Below are 17,760 nucleotides of genomic sequence, written 5' to 3'. Positions count from 1 at the left end.
TGTTATACCCCTGAAACTCACGGGTATGAATCACGCAGGCGGGATGACGGCAACCAAATTAATAGGTCCAGAACCTAAGCCCATCGCACGGCGTCCAGCTTGGGCGTCAAAAAGGGGGGCGTGGCCGCCTGATTGGCAGAACCAAAGGCGGCATGAATACCAAGCTGCAAGCTATCTGTGATAGCCAAGGTCGCCCGCTCAACCTGTTCGTTACCGCCGGGCAGGTCAGCGATTACATCGATGCTCGGGCTCTGCTCAGCAGCATACTGAACGTGTATTGGCTGCTCGGGGATCGCGGCTATGACGCCGACTGCTTCCGTGAAGCGTTAAAAGACAAAAGGATACGCGCCTGCATCCCAGGCCGTAAGCAACGCAAGACACCGGTCAAATACGATAAGCGCAAATACAAACGCCGCAACCGGATCGAGATCATGTTCGGCAGGCTCAAGGATTGGAGGCGCGTGGCGACACGTTATGACGGTAGTCCCAAGGTCTTCCTCTCAGCCTTCGCACTCGAGGCAACCGTTATGTACTGGTTATGAATCCTGACCCTAAGTAGAATTGGTCAAGTTGAGAACTCTGTCGGTTTCAGCGCCAGGCCTTGTTGCAACTAACTTCATTGAGCCGCCTGGCGCTCTTTTTCCGGCCAGAATTCATCTACCACGACATATGCGATGATTACAAAAAATGCGGCGCTGGCAACTTGTAAAACTCGAATGATGCTCTTGACGTCAGCCTCGTCTGAAAACGGCGCAACCGACCCGCCATATACTATGAGAGCCGTTGTAATAGCAGAGCCGGCAGCGGTGGCGAGCGGGGCTTGAGATTTACCGAGTGCTCCGAGTGTCAGGCAAAAGAAAAAACACAGCAAAATGGGGGTGAGAATAACCGGAGCTATTACGTTTATTTCATAACAAATGATGGATACTGCCGCCCCAAGAAGGTTTGCCGTCAGCATTGCTTTTGCAACTGTTTTGCCTGCAGCGGGCATTGCCGCAAGTTGCTGGCTCAGCAGCGCGACAAAGAACAGAACCAGCAATGCAGACGCGCCGGAAACAAAAAATGCCATAGCAAACGGGACTGTGACAAGCGACATCCTGACTATGCGACGATGTGGGTCGAAGCTTGGCGGCGCTGCAGCTTTTTTTTGAGCCGCCGTTTGAGGTTCAGCGGGTATCAATACGAACATCAGTGTCGATATGAAGCCTGCGAACAGCAGGTTCAACGGTATCCAATACACGAGCACCAAAGCCAGGTCCTGTGATTGCAGAACCAAGTTTGGGATCATCAATGCCCCCATGAGAGCTATGACACCGGGTAATACTCCGGCGCCGGAAACTGACCACATGAAAGACAGGATTATTCCAATCGCCACCAGCATCAGAAATACAAGCGGATATGGTGAGAAGATCGACGACACCAGGAACGAAATGAACATCAACCCAATAGAGAAGACAAAGAGCTTCGCAAATGCTGTCAAAGGCAATGCGGCAGGTGCTTGCAGAAAAAGGGCGGCGAACACCGCCCCGACGACGGCAAGCGGCCACCCAAGAAATAGGCCCAATGAAAAGACGCCGGTAACACCCAGCGCAAGCCGGGTGACAGAGCGTTGGTCCTCAGTACGCATAGGACAGAATTGAAACCACGCGGATGTAGGTGCGACCTACGAGGTTCAGCAACGAGTTGTCGCTTAGGTACATGATCACATCGGCCTGACCGTTCAGCTGAAAGCGAAGGTCATCTTCGGTGCTTCCTGCTTCATAGCCGGGCAAAACGATCCTGACTGGGAATCTCTCAGGCTCCCGCAAAAAACCTTTGGTGCTTGGCGGGCTCGCCAATTGTCCGGGCACATCACCGCCACTTAAGGAAACAGCCGCACTAAAGCTCTCAATGACACCCGGAATAATCTGACCTGGATGCATGTCCAACACTACGTCAACCGGAGACCCTATCGAGGCTCTTCCTAGGTTGTTTTCGGAAAAATAGGCCTCGATCCAGACGTCAGTCGCGTCCAGAAACGTCAATAGATCCTGGCCTGATCGCGCATATGTTCCGGGGGCTATCAGCAAGTTAGAGATGACACCTGTCGCCGGAGCACGTAGTACAGTCCATTCAAGGTTAAGCTCTGCATCTGCCAAGGCGGCCAACGCGCGCTGGATTTTCGGGTTTTCAATCCCGTCGTCACCAAGCCTCTGTTTTGCTTTTTCCAGATCCGCTTTTGCGTTCTCATAGTTTGCCTCAGACTCTGCCAGTTGCCCTCGCGCATCATCGGCCTTTGTGACGGCAATCAACCCTTTCTTTTCGAGCGCGAACACGCGTTCCGTTTGAATGCGCATCGTATCCAGATCGCTTTGCGCCCTTGCTAGTTTGGCCTGTGCCGCTCTCACCTCTGCCGAAGATGCGCCCACTTCTTGAGTGGCTGCTTCGAGGTCAGCTTCCGCTTTGTCGCGCTGAATCTCGTAGGGTCGCGGGTCGATCCGGACAAGGATATCTCCGGCCGAGACAATCTGACCATTTTCGACCAAGACTTCAGTCACGGTGCCAGTCACCTGCGGGACGATTTGGGTCGCCACGGCTTTTACTCTGGCGTTCCCAGTAAATGGCGTTTTCCGATCAGCGACCAGGTACCAAACAAGAAAAATCAGAATGACAGCCAGGGTTGTCCATATTGTCTTCCTCATTTCGCCGCACCTTCAGCAGCGCCCTCGGCTTCGGGCGAGGTATCAATCCAAACCTTGAACAGCTCATAGAAGACAGCGAAGAGAACCGGCCCCATAAAGACACCGATCAGACCGTACGCCATCATACCTCCGAGAACACCGATGAGGATGACCAACATGGGAGTCTCAAGGCCTTTTGAAATGAACACGGGTCTTAGAAAACTGTCCATTATCATGACGGGAACGGCCAATATGGTGAAGATCAAAGCAGTCCCGCCGGACATGGAACTCCAAGCGTAGATAATTACCGGTATTAGAACCAATCCGGGCCCGATTTGGATAATCGAGAGTATCAGGCAGATGAATGCCAACGTGGCGGCCGAAGAAATCCCAAACAAAGCCAACAGTATCCAAACGCAGACCGCTTGAATGGCAGCTACGCCAATCACGCCTTTTGTAACGTTCCGAATTGTTGCGCCTGCCAGTGTTACGAATTCTCCACCGCGCGGAGCGAAAACACGGTTGGCAAAGCGCTGAAGACCTTGGACCATATTTGGCCCGGGGCTGAACAACGCCCCCATTATCAATACGGACAGAGCTAAGCCAAGAAGCCCGATGCCGATGCCCAACACCTTTCCAAACAGCGACTTGGTGATCTCAAGGATTTGCGCGCCATATTTCGTAAGCGCGCCGTCAAGATTGCGCTCAAACATCCCCCAAACATCGGCTATTTTGTCTCCCACCAAGGGCAATTCCTTGAGACCCTCGGGCGCAGGTGGGACTTTCAACTCACCTTTGTCTGCTTGTTCCGCGAATTCAGACCCAAGTTCTGCGGCACCAGACACCGCGGTAGCGACTGGCCCGAGGGTCAGAACAAGGCCCAACAAAACCAAGATCGTCGTGGCAAGTTTTTTCCGACCTCCAAGCTTGGACTGAAGCCAATCAAATGCCGGGTAAAGCGCCACACAAAGGATCGTTGCCCAGATAACCACGCTCGCAAGCGGGGCCACCATGACCAAAGCGCTGTAGAGAAATAGTCCGAGAAAGAGCAATCGTATCGCTAGATCGACAATCTTTGCGTCCTGTGTCTTTTCCATTCCATCCCTCCATATGTTTTTTGAATGTTATACTCAAAAAACATAATATGTATATTTTTTTTAGTTTTAGTGATCATCTATCAGCTTGAAGACGCAAATGAATCCAGGCCGCAGCTTGAGATGCACAGACGGGCCAATGCCTGTGCAGGAACTCGGTTTGGCTCATTTGAGTGCAGTCTATTAGTCCGCTTTTTTGTCGTCTTGGGACAAGATTGTATCCGCCACTGTGGTCGCCGCGGTCACGAAGACACCGAGGCCCACGATGATGTAAATCATTGTGAAGATCTTCCCTGCCGCGGTTTCAGGTGAGAAGTCACCAAACCCTACGGTCGAAATTGTCACTACAGAAAAGTAGATTGAGTCGAGCCAACTCCAACCCTCGACAAAGTGGTAAAAGACCGAGGCCCATAAAATCATTCCAACCGTGAAGGCAAGAATGCCTTTCACTCTACCGTCTTTGAAAGCGACGCCTATCCCACGTGTTATTCTAGTTAGTGAGTTCATCCTGTCCTCGTCGTTTGAAGAATTCACATATAACAGTAATTAGATAAATGTGGGAAATCGAGGAAATCTGGCTGCCAATAGCTTGGGGATGCGTCGAGCCGCTGAAATCGCAACCCCTGCAACGTGTCCAGTTCTGGTCGGTCAAACTCGCTTCAAGCCAGCTGATTGGAAGCTGGGTCAGCGGTACAAAAGTTATTTTGTCATCTACCCGTGATTTAGCTGTCCGACCAAATCAGCGAGAGTTATCAGCTGTACGGTCAAGATCATTCAGAGGTCGGGAAATCTTTCGACAATATAATCCATTAACCTAACAAATAAATGGTTTAGGTTGCCCAAGGTATGAATCGGAACATTAGGAGAAAAGCGTGCGATACGTTGCAAAAGGTGTATTGGTTTGTTGCGCTGTCGCGTTTGTGGCTGTGTTAGCAGCTTGGCTTTTCCTGTCTTCTACGTTGTTTTCTTCTGTAAGGACCACCTTCGTCGAAAACCTGATCTCCAAGAAACTTGGTCAGGACGTCATCATAGAGGATGAAGTGCGTCTGGGCCTTGGCCGGCACTTGCAGGTGTCAGCGGCGGGGCTGGTACTACCCGGTTCGCGGAGAGCGAACGAGAATCTGGCAGCAATCGACGAACTTGAGTTCGAAATTTCCACGCGCGACCTCTGGAACAGTAATCTATCGCTGAGCAACCTTTTTCTCTCGGGCGTTCACCTGAACCTGATCACAGGCAAAGACGGCGTCGGAAACTGGCAGTCCCTTTCCCAATCAGATGTAGAAGCCGGGCAAGCTGCTAAGTCTCCGAAAATGCCGTTGGCTGGAGTTCTAACGGACCATAAAATTGACCTGACCGATATCACCGTTTTTTACCAAAACGATCTAAACGGGCTTGAGCTGGATCTGCAGTTTTCTGAGCTGCTTCTAAAACGCGATACGGAAACCGACGTTGCGACCGCAGTTGGGGCCGGTTCGCTAAACGGAGAGAGGTTTGATCTGTACGCGACATTCCCTGCGGAAGACCCGTTTCAGGTAGCGGTGAACTTCGAACAGATTTCGATTACCGCAGAGGAATCCCCCATAGAAGACGGGCTGCAAGTGAAGACGACCCTAGAGGTTGTAGAACTTGGCCAGCTTCTCGATATCCTGAAGCTTGACCGTGTCCTGGAAGGTTCAGGAAGTATTGGTGCAACATTCAAATCGGTCGACGGCGTTGCTCGGATTGATGATCTAAGTGTTTTGACGGATTTGGATGGCGGGCAAAGCCTCTCGCTGACAGGACAAATCGGAGAATTGGGAAATCCGGAAGACGTATCGTTGACAACCCGCATTCGGTTGTATCCTGAAGATGCTGAACCAGCCCCCGCCGCATCGCGGTATGATCTTAAACTTATCGCGGTCGACATGGTTATCGACAGCGTCCCCGGGCGGATTCCGCAGCGGCAAATGGTCATTAAGACCAACGGATTCACATTGGACACGTCTGGCGAGGGCCCGCCTCCGATCAAGTTCTCCGAACTTTCCAGAACACCAGAAGGCAGCTTAAGGGTCGGAAGCATCAACTTGAGAATTGGGAACCCGGCTGATCCGTTTATCATTTTGGACGGTTCGGTCGATGACGCGCTGCAGTTACAAGGAATATCAGCAGAAGGTCTAATGGATATTCCGGCAAGCAGTTTGATCTCACCAGAACTGTTAGGACCGGACGACCAACTCGGCAGATTTTCCGGCGACTTTCATTTGAATGGCGACATCAATCAGCTATCGCTGACGAATTTGGATGGCAGGACAAGCGAAACGGAAGTCTGGAACCTCGAAGTACACGGCACTGTCAAGAATGTACTCAAATTCGAGGACCTGGATTTGGCAATTGATGTTGAAGTCCCATCAGGTGCAGACCTTTTGGAGGCACTATCGCTTGATCGCGTGGAAACCGGGCGGGCTCGCCTTGAGATTGACCTCGCTAGCGAAGGCACCGATTGGAACGCGAGTGCCAATGTCGAGGTTTCTGAATCTGTCCTGGAAATTGTCGCCGATCTTGATGATGCAACAAGTGATCCTGTGCTGAAAGGTTCCATAGAGAGTGACTTGATAAAGATAGATCATATCCGAACCATCGTTCAGGCCGCCGCACAGTTGCGGAAGCTAGGCGGTTCGGAGCCCGATGAGGAAGATGTCAATCAAGAAGCAGATGACACTGGCCCTTTGAGAGATGTGACGCTTAAACCAATTGGACGTTCAGTTCTCTTGTCCGGTATGGATATGGATGTCGACATTGACCTTCGGCACATAGAGGGCGCCAAAGGCATTAGCAGTTTGCAGAGCGAACTGACGCTTAACAAAAATGAGCTTAAGGCCGGACCTTTGAAATTTGAATACGGTGGCGCTCATTTCGACGTCAGCGGGCAAATGGATCTATCGAACGATGCGCACCTGCTCACGTTGACCGGCAAGGCAGGCGGCTGGCAGCTGGATGACATTCTTCACGGACTGAACTTCAAAAAAGGTGCAAGCGGTACGATTTATGCAGATTTTTCGGTGTCAGGAGGAACCGATTCACCCAAGCACTTTGCCAACAGCATGAACGGCAACGCCACAGTTTCATTACGTGATGGCTCGATCGAGACCCAGCTTTTGGATTTGGCGGGGCTGGGTGTGCTACCTTGGGTGTTTACCAAAGAAAAACAAAAGGTTGCTCCGATCGTGTGCTTGCGCGCGCCGATTAGTATCTCCAATGGAAGTATTTCGACGAAACAAACCACCTTGGAAACGGATCATGTCCAAGTTGTCGTTTTTGGCGGGGTCGATGTGGCTGGCAAGGTCTTGGATTTAGATCTACAGCCCCGCAAGATTGGCGAACCTCTTTCGAAAAGCCCCTGGCCAGTGACTCTAAAAGGCCCGCTAGCTAAGCCGAAAATCAAGGTCAAGGACGGCCCGAAGCGACTGAAACGATCAGATGGTGCAGACAAAATGCCTGCCAAAAGAAAACTCTGCGTCCCGGATATTTTGCAACTGCAGTAGTAGTAGTGGAGGCAGTTGGTTCAGGAATAAATCTAGAATTAAAGAAAGATGGCAGTGCTCCCGAAAATGGATTTCCGCTTTGAGACCAAAGTGGACACCAAAGAAAATGCCAGGCGACGCCAACAAGTAGCGTCGCCCGATAGTCGTGGCCGTCGCTTTATTCTACCAATTTCAGATCACCAGGACGCCAGGTTTTGTCGAACCAAGGCTCGAGCGGTCCGTAGAGGCGCATCATCACGTTGAAGCTTTGCCCTGGCATGGTTTGCGCCCAGTTGTTCTCCCAACCTTCTGGGGCTTTTGGTCCCATATGCGCTCACTTCAGACTGCTTTTTCAAGAGACCAACTCAGGCTCTTGGTAATATTGCTTACACAATGCGACCACAGACAGCCGGATGGGTCACTTGGTTAACCGATCTTCTGAGTATACGTGAGGGTCAATGATCGCGACTATGTCGTTTCCACTGTCCTCCAAGCCAAGTCTTTCGCAAAGCCGTGCAGAGGGAATGTTACCCGGAGCGATGCCTGTCTTGAACCCTGTGGCGCCAAGCTTTTCATGCGAGTGTATTAGAGCTATCGCCCCCAAGACTTTTGCAATGCCCTCGCCCATGCGTTCAGGTTTGGTCGAGAGTTGCCCCCATTGTGCGCGACTATGCAGCCGACTGCTGGAGGGATGACACAGAACTGAACCCGCAGTTGCGACTGGAGCACCTGATCGATCAACGACGACCATAGCAAACCCGGGACGAGACAATCCGCGCATCACCGGCCCTATTGGCGGTAGAACACCATGGCTCAACGCGACTTCCGCGAAAGCTTCAAGCCATTCTGGTGGAGAGCTGCGATCAATCACTCGTATGGTTAAATCCTCGGGCAAAGCATGAGTTGCGACCACTTGGCGAGCGGCTTCGACACAGTTCAGACCGCCAAGATAGCAAGCAATCGTGTCGGTTTTTAAACCCTCGCTTTCAATTCGTTCTCGCGCCGTCGCCACCTCCTCACGCGGTATGCTTTCTATCGCCGTGATGCCAAGAATTCGGGCCATTGCGACGGCATCATCCAACGCCCCGCTATACTCGTTGGCAATCTGTATACCACGCCCATGGCTACAAAACCGAGGGTCATCACCCAACAGCTGCATAAGATGCTCGCCCATGGTTGACATGCGTCGCTGTGCTTCACTTCCGAATACTTCCATGAGATCTCCCTTGAAGTACCACATGACAGTTCTGAGATGATCGTTTGATAGGGGTCGTGTCGTCAAGCGGACGTCACGCGCAAGACTGCGACACAAAGAGGATTTTGGGAAAGGGCGAATTGCAGCTATGTCCGCAGGGCCGCCGTTCGTTCCTCATTGTGAACTGGATGTGTCGCAAACTTTTGCAACGACCATAGGCAGTCAACTACCGGACACACCTATTCTGCGATCTCGGCAAACAGCCGAAAGCCCGACGTGGTAGTGCTGGGGAATTGCCGCTTCCGGATCATTTTGGCGACCTCGATGCCGTCCAAAGTAGCTGATGCGGATCTGAACGATTTGAACCCACACATATGCCGTACACGACGCTTGATAAACCGATGATCCTGTTCGATTAGCTTATTCAAATACTTGGACCTGACCGTTTGGATTTTGGCTGGGCAGCCAAACCGATTAAGGATTTTGTTGACCACTCGAATGCCAGCCGCGTTGGCGCCGCTTTTGTCGATGACGATCTTGCTCGGGATTCCATTTGAAGACAGCGCTTTGGCAAAGAACCTTGCTGCTGCTGGACGGTTCCTGCGCTCAGACAACATGAAATCAAGAGTATTCCCAGCTTTGTCGACGGCCCGATAGAGGTACATCCAGTTGCCGCGAACACGAATATAGGTTTCGTCCATGCGCCATGAACTCGGCGTTGGACGCTTCTTTGACAGCGCACGAACTGCGACGATAGGCGAGTATTTCACCACCCACCTATTCAAAGTGGCATGGTCAACTCGGACACCGCGCTCAGCCATGATCTCTTCCAAGTCACGATAGGACACCGTGTACCGCAGATAGAAGAAAACAGCGTACAAAACTGCATCCTTGGGGAAATGACAGCCCTTTAACGAGATCATGCTCAAATAACCTGTTCGAAAATTATTCGACCAGTAAAAACCTCAGATCATGCATGCTCGTCAACTAGACCCCAGAGTTTGCGACACATCCTGTTTTTTTCAGTCATGTCCGTATCTCCTGGTCGAGTGAAAGAACAAAACCAGACCCTATTTGGGAACTTGCTGATAAAAGAAAAATGATAAATAAACCGAGCTAACGCGAATTTTTCTTGGTAGTAAATGCCGTCCAACCAGATAAGTCTAACCTGGCTGCGTAGCTTTGAAGCCGCGGCCCGACATCTGAATTTTACCAGTGCAAGCGTCGAATTGGGGCTGACGCAGGCTGCCGTCAGCCTGCACATCCGATCGTTGGAACAGCAGTTGCAGCACAAGCTATTTGTGAGGCGCGCAAGACACCTGTCTCTCACAGAGCTTGGTCAGGCTTATTGCTCAACTGTCCGGCAGGCGCTTGCTGATATCGATATGGCCTCGGCAAACCTTTTCGGGTCGATGGCGACGAAGACAGTTACGATCAAGGCGCCGATATCGACCGCTTCACTTTGGCTTGCGCCCCGTCTTCCGTCGTTCAAGAAAGACCACCCGACGATAAATCTTCGCCTTGTGACAAATATCTGGACAGAGACCACCAATTTAGAAGAGATCGACGTAGAGCTACGCTTGGGTCGTGGCAACTGGACCGACGCACTCTCCGAGAAACTCTCTGATGAAACGATCGTCCCGATATGCGCCAAAGGCCGGAAGAACAGTGCAAAGCAAGTGCAGGATCTGCTGTCTGGTCCATTTGTTCACATATTGGGCCATGAAGGCCATTGGGAACGATACTTGAGTACATATGACTGCACCAAGCCGCAAGACGCCCCGCAATACCTGGTAGACACAACCATTTCGGCGCTGCAACTTGTCGCGAGTGGCGGTGGCTATGCCCTAGTGTTCTCGCGACTGGTCAATACCGGAAATGGGCTCGCCTCGGGCGTTCGATTTGCCGGCAAACCGCTGCCACATCCGGATGCACATTTCCTAATGCAACCTGTTTCCAAAAAATCTGTACGACCAGAGGTCGAGATCTTTGTGGACTGGTTGCGTAAGCAGTTTAAAGAAGATGTTTGATCTTGGGATGAAAACAGATTTGCAGCGAGAGGGACGGTTTTGTCGACCACGATCTGCAACGGAATGCCTTTGTTGGCCAATGCCTCCGCGAAGAATTGCTTGGCCGCCGCGGTATCGCGGCTTTCAAACGGCATAAAATCAAGGGTTTCGCCGTCGCGATCAACCGCTCGATACCGATACATCCAATGGCCGCGCACTTTGAGATGGGTTTTGTCCATGCGCCATGAAACTGCACTAGGGCGCTTGCATTTGTGCATCTCAATCTTGACCTGGGGCGAGAATTTCACCACCCAATCTTCTGATTGTCACATGATCAACCGCAACGCCCCGCTCTGCCAAAATCTGCTCCAGATCGCGTTAAGACACTGAGTATCGTGAGTAAAAGTAGATTGCGTGAACAACGATGTGCTTTGGAAAATGACATTCTTTGAACGAGCGTGTTGAGCGTCCGCTTTGCAGATTGTCTCACGCATCATGCCGGTCGGGGTTATGCCAGGCAATCAAGTTGAAAAGTTTGCGGCAGAGCCTGCAGGAGAAATTCCAACTGACTAAATCGGCAACGCGGTGCTTCAGGTACCACTAAGATGCGTTGAAAGATTAACTGCCGGGATTGCGGGTTTCTGCCAGCTCGTGAACAGGTGCCATTTGGACGGGTGACCGATTTCAATGGCCTAAAAGTGCTGCATAGAGTCCGAATGCTCCGACGGCGATGAGGCTGAGTGCCCAAACGACATCAAGATTGAACCATGTCTTTGAGAGGAACCTGAGCCCCAGCCAAAGGTAGATCACAACTGCGATGGTGCCGCCAGCAATTGTCATCGACAACGTGTGTACTGCTGCAACAAGAAACGCAGTCGTCACGTTGCTGTTCATAAGTGTTTGTACTGCGGCATGACCCGTTTCGTTCGCTCCAATCGCACAGATGCCCAGAAAAATCGGCACCAGCATCAAACCAGCCCCATGCGCCATCGCAGCGATGAATGACCAGAGCGCCAACCGGGCAGGGTGCACGCGCGCGAGAATTTTCGGATGTCTTCGGTTGATCAGCAGATAGAGGCCCATGGCGATGACCAAAAGCCCGGCGACCACGCGGATTTGAACTTCCCACTGAACAAGGAACATCATCAGTGAGAATGGCAACAAGATGCCAATCATCGCGAGGAAATGCCCCGTGGCCAACATTGCCAGCGCTTTTGGCAGGGCGCTGTGCTTTCGCTCCATCAACGCCGCCGAAACGGCCAACGGCCAACCCATGCCGGGGTTGATGCCGTGGTAGAGTCCAGAAAAAATGACAGCCCACCAAAGGGCTGTCATTGTTGTTATGTCGCCCATTTCTTAGACGGACGGATAGCAGAAGCTGTCGGTCGAACAGTCACCGCCTTCTAGGCGAATTTGGTGGCTGCGCAGACCTTTGGGGAAGTCGACATAAAAGTCATTGTTCAGCGTCAGCCCCCCGTTTTCGCCCACATCGGCCATCACCATTTGTCCGCCTTCGTCGTCGGGATAGAACTGGTTGTCCCAGGTGGAGTAAAGCGAGTTGGTCCAGTAGACGCGCTTGCCGTCGCGGCTGATTTCTACCATTTGCGGGCCATAGGCAAAATCCTTGCCGTTGGAGTGCTTGGTGCCGCGGGCGATGCCGCCCAGCTCGACTTTTCCGGTCAGCTTTGGGTTCATCGGGTCGCTGACATCGTATTGATGCATCTCGCCCAGCCCCCAGCACGCAACATAGAGGTATTTGTCGTCTAGGCTCAGGTCGATATCGGTGACCAGCGGCGGCACGGCCTCGAACCCTTGCAACAGTGGCGGCAGGTTCTCGGGCTTTTCGGGGCGCGGATCGATTGTGATCGTTTTCTTGGACTGCCATTTGCCGTCGTCACCGCGCCACCATGTGAAAATTGCGCCTTGCAGGTTGGTGGTGTCCACCACGACACCACAGAAACCATAAGATTTTGTCGGGTCATGCGCAGGGCGAATTTCCAGTGCCATCTGGTAATTGTCGCCGAAATCCATCGTCTGGATATTCTTGCGCGCGCGCAAGTCCCAGAAGTGGATCGAATGACCATACTTGTTCGACAACAGGTCCTCGGGCACCACGCCGTTTTCAAACTGCGGCGGCAAACCCCATTCGGAACTAACCATGTAGTCCTGCGGCAGATTCCACCAGAAATCATAGTGCTTGTCCTGCTTGCCGCGATCCATCTCGTATTGCCCGATAATTTCGAACGTCTCGCAATCCATAATGAAGATGCCCGGAGGTCCGTCTGTACCGTCTTCGCCGCCACCTCCAAGGCAGGAAACATAGATCCCTTCGGGACCGCAGTGGATGGTGTGCGGGCGCGAATACCCGGTTTTTGCAAATAGTTCTTCGGGTTCGATCGTCTTGTGGATCTTGGCCTTCAACGGGTCTTTCACGTCGATGACGTAAATACGTGAGGATCGGATTCCAGGTACGATCAGATAACGTCGTTCCAGAAAGGCGTGTCCGGTCAGAGGAGACAGAGATGACGAACAGGCGTTCCAGCCGAAATGGTGAAATTCGTCGCCTTTGTTGGGGACAATGACCTGATGTACGATCTGGCCATAGGTGTCGGAGTCCGGTTTGAGGTCAATGACCGCGATGCCATCAGATTGCGATCCGTCCGGGCTGAGCATAACAGTGAAGGCGTAGTTTTCCACCGGTGCCTGCATGGCAAGCTTAGGCGAGGCGTGAAACGTTGGATCTGGTCTCAGGTTCATTTGGTTTCCTCCGGTTTGTTGAATTTTTCCTATTCTCAGTGTCATCCTTTTGGCCAAAAGGGCCGGTAGTTGTTCGTTTCGTTATGTATCCGTCACGTTGCACAGCTGGATTGCGCCACTGACCTTCTTGGACAAACCTTTCAATTTCTCGCCGATCTTCATGCGGTATTCGGTGCGGAACCGGCGAATGGGGCCAACCGCACCAATACTGAAAGTAGCTCCGATGTTGCCGATCGATACCGGTGCCGCAACGCTGGCAATTCCGATGTCGATTTCCTGATCACAATCGGCAAAGCCGCGTTCGCTAATTATCTCGAATTCGCGGCGTAGCTCATCTTCGGTCGTCTTGGTGTGTTCAGTATACGCCTTCAGGCTCCCTGACATGATGCTTTCGCGAAATTCCGGTTCCGCAAAGGCGGCAATGGCTTTCGAGCACGAGCAGGCATGCATGGGACGTACGCCCAAGCCCGGATGAATGAAGGCACGAGCGGGATCATCGGGTGTTTCTACGTGGATGATTTCAACTTTGTTGTCGCGAAAGCGCGCAAGAAAAACCGTTTCATTAAAATTTGTCGCTGCGAGGCGCATGAGGGGGGCTGCACAGCGTCGGACATCGGCATCGGACTTTCCAAGCAAGGCAATCCTGATCATCCGCTCGCCAATGATGTATTTTCCGTCATCAGAGGGTTCGTCGAGGAGATTTTGTTCAACAAGTGACTGAATGAGCCGGTAACATGTGGGCTTGGGCAGATCGGTTGCACGTTGAACCTCTGCCACCGAAACAGGGCGTCCGACGACTGCGATGATTTCAAGTATCTGGATCAGACGTTCTAGGTGCATGTTAATGAAATTCTCACAATACGAGACTGTATATCGAATGATGGGAATCTTTCGTCCAAACGCAAGTATAATCTTTGGGAAATCTATATGCGGACAATGGCGGTGGCTGCGATTGAGACCGAAAAATTCCTTGAGATCATTGAGGTGGAGCTAGATGGATTACAGGCTGGCGAAGCCCTGATAGAGATCTATGCGACGGGGACTGTAGCTATTACCAACCCGGCCGAGGCCGAAATTGACTGAACCGGTTTCGCGTCGGATAGGGCGGGATAGGCCCAACGCTATTCAAAGATTACGACCTGTTGGCGCGGTTCAGATCATTAGTGTCTGCCCTATGCATGCACCTAAGTAGATCCATGCGGTTGTTGAATTCTGGCAAGGAAAGTTACCGACTTCATCTTTACTGAAGTTAATTAAAGCTAATTGAGTTTGACTGATATCGCCCTGTAGCTGCATTCTGCTCTGAATCGGAATTGCCGAATTTGGAGCCAGACGTGACCACTTCTGAACCTGATCGCGTCGTTTCAGTCGGCGAGCAATGCTCGGCTGCCAGATGTGAACCGTCGGTAATCCTTGAATGTGCCGCTACCGGAGACGTAGCGCTAACCGCCACGCTGCATGAGAAAATCGGCACGTGTGTTCGAACCAAAGGCCCGTCGGGTTCATGGTAAAAAGCCAACTAACCTGTGCGGAAAAATAATGAAAAAGTGACAACTGGGAGGAACCTTATGTCATTACCTGAACCATTTACGGATCTAGAGATAGAAACGGCGGATGCCGGTTTCTATGAGAATTACAGCGTACCGATTGCGCTGATCAGCAAGGGCATCATGGTTGCCCTTGTACTGTGGGCGCTTGTCTTCCCGGCCAATGCCAACAGCACCCTCGGTAGCTGGAATGGCAAGCTGCTGGAAATCTTCAACAGCTTCTACATTGTTATTGTCGGCCTGTTTGCCATCTTTCTGGTGATTGTGGCGATCCTGCCGTCGACAGGGAAGCGGGTGATGGGAACACCTGGCGAAAAGCCCGAGTTCTCGAACTTCTCGTGGTTCTCGATGATGTTTGGTGCCGGTCTTGGTGTTGGTTTGATGGTTTTTGCTACGGCTGAACCGCTGGGCCTGTGGGGATCAAACCCCGAGGTCGTGTCCGGTGCAGTTGCTGGCAACGATCCCGAATCCGTTCAGTCGGCCTATCGGTATACCTTCCTGCACTATGGCTTCCACGCCTGGGCAATCTATGTGGTGACTGGCCTGTCGCTGGCCTATTACGCCTATACCCGTGACATGCCTCTGACCATCCGTGCGGCTCTGACCCCGCTGTTCGGTCGTTTGATGAACGGATTCCTTGGCCATGTGGTCGACGTTCTGGGCGTTGTTGCAACGATCCTGGGTGTGTCCGTGACCATCGGTTTTGGCGTCAGCCAGTTCATCGACGGTTTCTATGCCATCACCGGCATGGAATGGATCATGGACTTTGGCGGAGATGTTCCGACGCCAAGCAAAGTTGGACTGATTGCAGGTCTGGTCGTCATCATGGGTCTGTCGATTATTTCGGCGGTTTCGGGTGTGGGACGCGGTGTTAAATACCTCTCGAACCTGAACCTTGTCCTGTCGATCATCCTGTTGGGCACGTTCGTGATCTTCGGGTCCTTCGTCTTTGCCATGACCACATATGGTACGGCCCTGGTTGACTACCTTCTGCACTTCCTTTCGCTGAGCTTTGGTGCATATGGTCCGTTGTCGACCGAAGCCTTTGCGGCGGCTCTTCCGGCCGAAGCGCAGGCGCATGCGGACGCCCTGATGGGTGGCGCTACCAATGCCTGGGGCAGCTTTGACGGCTTCAAGAGCGGTCTGGAAGGCGCAGCTGCGGAGTTGGACGAAGCAACTTTGGCCGCAGCTTATGCAGCGGGCGAGCAGGGCCGTCAATTCGGCTGGCAGTCTGGCTGGACCACGTTCTACTGGGCCTGGTGGATTGCGTTCTCGCCGTTTGTGGGCCTGTTCCTGGCGCGTATCTCCAAAGGTCGCTCCGTGCGTGAGTTCATTCTGGGCTGTGTCTTCGCACCGGCACTGGTGTGCTTCGCCTGGATGACAGTACTGGGTGGCACCGCGATTGATCTGGAGCTGGCCGGTGCCGCAGAAGGCGCGATCATTGGTGCCTCGAACACCAACAAGCTGTTCGTGACCCTGTCCTACATGATCGACGGAGGGCTACTGTCCATGCTGAACGTCATGTGCGTGATCCTGATCATGACCTTCCTGGTGACCTCAGCTGACTCGGGCATTCTGGTGATGAACACCATCATGTCCGGCGGCAGCCAGGAGACCGGCATCAAGCACCGCATCATCTGGGGGGTGATCCTGACGGCTGTGATCGGCGCGCTGATCCTTGCTGCAGGGGAAAACAACCCGATGGATGCGTTGCGCAACGCGATGATCATCGGTGCATTGCCATTTACCATGGTGATGGCCCTGATGATGGTCTCGCTGACCAAAGCGCTTTACCGCGACGGACAGCGTGACAAGCATGCTGACGCAAGCACACAGGCTGCCGAGTAATCAACCTATAGCGTTACGAACCTTGCGCCGCCCCTTTGATCGGGGGCGGCGTTTTCGTGCAGCGGTGGGTTAAGTTCTGACCAGTGTTTCGTGCCAGACGTCAGACAGGCAGCATATTTGCAGAAGCAGCACAAATGCTACTGCGCGCACATGGTATGCCAGATCGGTGGTGATGCCTGGGCCATAATCCGCCTCTTCGCTGCAATCAGAGACGAACATTACCCGTTGCACGAGCTAGACTTGCGGCATTGTCAGTGCTGTCTCGAAGAACTGGTACGAATTGATCTCGTACAGCTTGGACGAAAAATTGCTATCGGAATTGGAGTCTGCACCTAAAGAACGGAGCTGCCGCTTATGTCAATCCGGCGAGTCAAACCTCGGTCAGGTGCTTTCTGACAGTTGGATCAATCCTGTTACTTTGAATTGGGTAAATGCCACAAGCTGCGATCGCCTCGCGCGCAGTTACGCGTTCGTGCAGACGTTTCCAGATTGTTTTGGCTGCGTATGGATGGGGGTATGGGCGCCAAGCAACGCCCATGGTCATCCCTCGCAAATACTTCAGTTGCTGGCGATGCGCCGAGTACAAGATTGTATTGGAAACGCTGCCTTCGCGCGCGAGCTCGTGTTCGGTCACGAATATCCTGTTCCCGCGCATAGTTACAAAGCCAGCGTAGCGCGAAATCTGATGCATGCTCTTGTCTGGAGACGTGGCAATTTCACGGGACCGGATCGTGATTAGCCCTTCAACTTCCTGAATGCGGATCAATGAACAGAAGATTTTTCCTTCCCAAGATGGCGTGCAGAAATAGGAATGATAAAAACCTATGTAGCGCCTCAGGTTCTTCTGTTGCCCCCGGAAGGGTTCCAAAAACGCATCTGTGGGCGTTTTCCCAACTTGTGGCAGGACGCCTCTTAGCATTCGTTCGAAGCTTGCAGTTTCCTCGAAAAGCTGTGCTTCGGTCAGGTCGAAATGACGTGCAATGCGGCGCATGTTATGGGCAGAGGGCAGGCTGGAGCCATTCAAATAGCGATTGAATTGCTGTCTATTGACGCCGATTTCGCGGCAAATCTGCGAAATGTTTCCATGCTCTGCGCACAACGATCGTAAGTTGGCAGAAAAATACTCGGACACAAGAAAAACCTTTCGCGT

15 protein-coding genes and 2 pseudogenes are annotated in these 17,760 nt (G+C 52.4%); 5 read left to right on the top strand and 12 right to left on the bottom strand.

From position 1 onward, the window contains the following. Nucleotides 1–78 precede the first annotated feature (78 nt). Nucleotides 79–542 (top strand): annotated as a pseudogene (locus AC2FH2_RS08225) (IS5 family transposase); the annotation flags it as partial. A 74-nt stretch (nucleotides 543–616) separates the two neighbouring features. Here the strand turns inward: AC2FH2_RS08225 and AC2FH2_RS08220 are convergent. The 4 genes from AC2FH2_RS08220 to AC2FH2_RS08205 form a co-directional block, all read right to left on the bottom strand. Continuing rightward, entirely contained in the window at nucleotides 617–1,627 is a 1,011-nt protein-coding gene (locus AC2FH2_RS08220) for a DUF2955 domain-containing protein (protein ID WP_496713778.1), read from the bottom strand. Continuing rightward, nucleotides 1,617–2,681, bottom strand: coding sequence for an HlyD family secretion protein (locus tag AC2FH2_RS08215; RefSeq protein ID WP_282121608.1), 1,065 nt, complete (start codon nucleotides 2,679–2,681; stop codon nucleotides 1,617–1,619). Before AC2FH2_RS08215 ends, AC2FH2_RS08220 begins: the two co-directional genes overlap by 11 nt. Further along, complete coding sequence (locus AC2FH2_RS08210) at nucleotides 2,678–3,757, bottom strand: AI-2E family transporter (protein ID WP_496713779.1); 1,080 nt, start codon at nucleotides 3,755–3,757, stop codon at nucleotides 2,678–2,680. Before AC2FH2_RS08210 ends, AC2FH2_RS08215 begins: the two co-directional genes overlap by 4 nt. 180 nt (nucleotides 3,758–3,937) lie before the next feature. Continuing rightward, nucleotides 3,938–4,204 carry a potassium channel family protein gene (locus AC2FH2_RS08205; RefSeq protein ID WP_246097203.1) on the bottom strand — a complete coding sequence of 89 codons (267 nt, stop codon included), beginning with the start codon at nucleotides 4,202–4,204 and terminating at the stop codon, nucleotides 3,938–3,940. Nucleotides 4,205–4,626: 422 nt separating this feature from the next. Between AC2FH2_RS08205 and AC2FH2_RS08200 the strand changes: the two genes are divergently transcribed. Then, nucleotides 4,627–7,275 (top strand): AsmA family protein, encoded by a 2,649-nt coding sequence (locus tag AC2FH2_RS08200; RefSeq protein WP_496823295.1) that lies wholly within the window; start codon nucleotides 4,627–4,629, stop codon nucleotides 7,273–7,275. A gap of 157 nt (nucleotides 7,276–7,432) precedes the next feature. Here AC2FH2_RS08200 and AC2FH2_RS08195 read toward each other — a convergent pair whose 3' ends face one another. The 3 genes from AC2FH2_RS08195 to AC2FH2_RS08185 all read right to left on the bottom strand — a co-directional run bounded on the left by AC2FH2_RS08195 (nucleotide 7,433) and on the right by AC2FH2_RS08185 (nucleotide 9,372). Further along, the gene (locus AC2FH2_RS08195) at nucleotides 7,433–7,582 is read right to left on the bottom strand and encodes a DUF1214 domain-containing protein (RefSeq protein WP_281972998.1); all 150 of its coding nucleotides are present in this window, start codon (nucleotides 7,580–7,582) and stop codon (nucleotides 7,433–7,435) included. A 90-nt stretch (nucleotides 7,583–7,672) separates the two neighbouring features. Then, entirely contained in the window at nucleotides 7,673–8,470 is a 798-nt protein-coding gene (locus AC2FH2_RS08190; RefSeq protein ID WP_496689456.1) for a GNAT family N-acetyltransferase, read from the bottom strand. Between the two features lie 218 nt (nucleotides 8,471–8,688). Beyond that, nucleotides 8,689–9,372: an IS6 family transposase gene (locus AC2FH2_RS08185; protein WP_496823297.1), complete on the bottom strand. Its 684-nt coding sequence runs from the start codon at nucleotides 9,370–9,372 to the stop codon at nucleotides 8,689–8,691. 219 nt (nucleotides 9,373–9,591) lie between these two features. On the opposite strand from AC2FH2_RS08185, the gene AC2FH2_RS08180 reads away from it, so the two are divergent. Next, entirely contained in the window at nucleotides 9,592–10,479 is an 888-nt protein-coding gene (locus AC2FH2_RS08180; RefSeq protein WP_496823294.1) for a LysR family transcriptional regulator, read from the top strand. A 41-nt stretch (nucleotides 10,480–10,520) separates the two neighbouring features. Here AC2FH2_RS08180 and AC2FH2_RS08175 read toward each other — a convergent pair. From AC2FH2_RS08175 to AC2FH2_RS08160, 4 genes and pseudogenes are all read right to left on the bottom strand, one after another. Continuing rightward, a pseudogene (locus AC2FH2_RS08175) lies at nucleotides 10,521–10,697 on the bottom strand (DDE-type integrase/transposase/recombinase); the annotation flags it as partial. A gap of 445 nt (nucleotides 10,698–11,142) precedes the next feature. Beyond that, entirely contained in the window at nucleotides 11,143–11,811 is a 669-nt protein-coding gene (locus tag AC2FH2_RS08170; RefSeq protein ID WP_496823293.1) for a hypothetical protein, read from the bottom strand. Nucleotides 11,812–11,814: 3 nt separating this feature from the next. Then, nucleotides 11,815–13,215, bottom strand: coding sequence for a selenium-binding protein SBP56-related protein (locus AC2FH2_RS08165; protein WP_142636082.1), 1,401 nt, complete (start codon nucleotides 13,213–13,215; stop codon nucleotides 11,815–11,817). 81 nt (nucleotides 13,216–13,296) lie between these two features. Continuing rightward, nucleotides 13,297–14,055: an IclR family transcriptional regulator gene (locus AC2FH2_RS08160; RefSeq protein WP_496689451.1), complete on the bottom strand. Its 759-nt coding sequence runs from the start codon at nucleotides 14,053–14,055 to the stop codon at nucleotides 13,297–13,299. An 87-nt stretch (nucleotides 14,056–14,142) separates the two neighbouring features. On the opposite strand from AC2FH2_RS08160, the gene AC2FH2_RS08155 reads away from it, so the two are divergent. Beyond that, a complete protein-coding gene (locus AC2FH2_RS08155; RefSeq protein ID WP_496823292.1) occupies nucleotides 14,143–14,298 on the top strand; it encodes a hypothetical protein in 156 nt (51 codons plus the stop codon). A 485-nt stretch (nucleotides 14,299–14,783) separates the two neighbouring features. Next, on the top strand, nucleotides 14,784–16,610 hold the full coding sequence (locus AC2FH2_RS08150) for a BCCT family transporter (protein WP_496689449.1): 1,827 nt from the start codon (nucleotides 14,784–14,786) through the stop codon (nucleotides 16,608–16,610). Nucleotides 16,611–16,980: 370 nt separating this feature from the next. On the opposite strand, the gene AC2FH2_RS08145 is transcribed toward AC2FH2_RS08150, so the two are convergent. Then, nucleotides 16,981–17,742 (bottom strand): helix-turn-helix transcriptional regulator, encoded by a 762-nt coding sequence (locus AC2FH2_RS08145; protein WP_281972993.1) that lies wholly within the window; start codon nucleotides 17,740–17,742, stop codon nucleotides 16,981–16,983. Nucleotides 17,743–17,760: the final 18 nt, after the last annotated feature.

It is taken from the genome of Ruegeria sp. YTSA105 (assembly GCF_059610225.1).
This window is presented reverse-complemented; position numbering and strand designations above follow the sequence as displayed.

What these genes read in the sequence shown, in the direction of transcription:
- AC2FH2_RS08180 (WP_496823294.1), top strand. Translation starts at nt 9,592, where the DNA reads ATGCCGTCCAACCAGATAAGTCTAACCTGGCTGCGTAGCTTTGAAGCC.
- AC2FH2_RS08220 (WP_496713778.1), bottom strand. Translation starts at nt 1,627, where the DNA reads ATGCGTACTGAGGACCAACGCTCTGTCACCCGGCTTGCGCTGGGTGTT.
- AC2FH2_RS08155 (WP_496823292.1), top strand. Translation starts at nt 14,143, where the DNA reads ATGCGGACAATGGCGGTGGCTGCGATTGAGACCGAAAAATTCCTTGAG.
- AC2FH2_RS08165 (WP_142636082.1), bottom strand. Translation starts at nt 13,215, where the DNA reads ATGAACCTGAGACCAGATCCAACGTTTCACGCCTCGCCTAAGCTTGCC.
- AC2FH2_RS08215 (WP_282121608.1), bottom strand. Translation starts at nt 2,681, where the DNA reads ATGAGGAAGACAATATGGACAACCCTGGCTGTCATTCTGATTTTTCTT.
- AC2FH2_RS08150 (WP_496689449.1), top strand. Translation starts at nt 14,784, where the DNA reads ATGTCATTACCTGAACCATTTACGGATCTAGAGATAGAAACGGCGGAT.
- AC2FH2_RS08195 (WP_281972998.1), bottom strand. Translation starts at nt 7,582, where the DNA reads ATGGGACCAAAAGCCCCAGAAGGTTGGGAGAACAACTGGGCGCAAACC.
- AC2FH2_RS08190 (WP_496689456.1), bottom strand. Translation starts at nt 8,470, where the DNA reads ATGGAAGTATTCGGAAGTGAAGCACAGCGACGCATGTCAACCATGGGC.
- AC2FH2_RS08210 (WP_496713779.1), bottom strand. Translation starts at nt 3,757, where the DNA reads ATGGAAAAGACACAGGACGCAAAGATTGTCGATCTAGCGATACGATTG.
- AC2FH2_RS08185 (WP_496823297.1), bottom strand. Translation starts at nt 9,372, where the DNA reads ATGATCTCGTTAAAGGGCTGTCATTTCCCCAAGGATGCAGTTTTGTAC.
- AC2FH2_RS08170 (WP_496823293.1), bottom strand. Translation starts at nt 11,811, where the DNA reads ATGGGCGACATAACAACAATGACAGCCCTTTGGTGGGCTGTCATTTTT.
- AC2FH2_RS08160 (WP_496689451.1), bottom strand. Translation starts at nt 14,055, where the DNA reads ATGCACCTAGAACGTCTGATCCAGATACTTGAAATCATCGCAGTCGTC.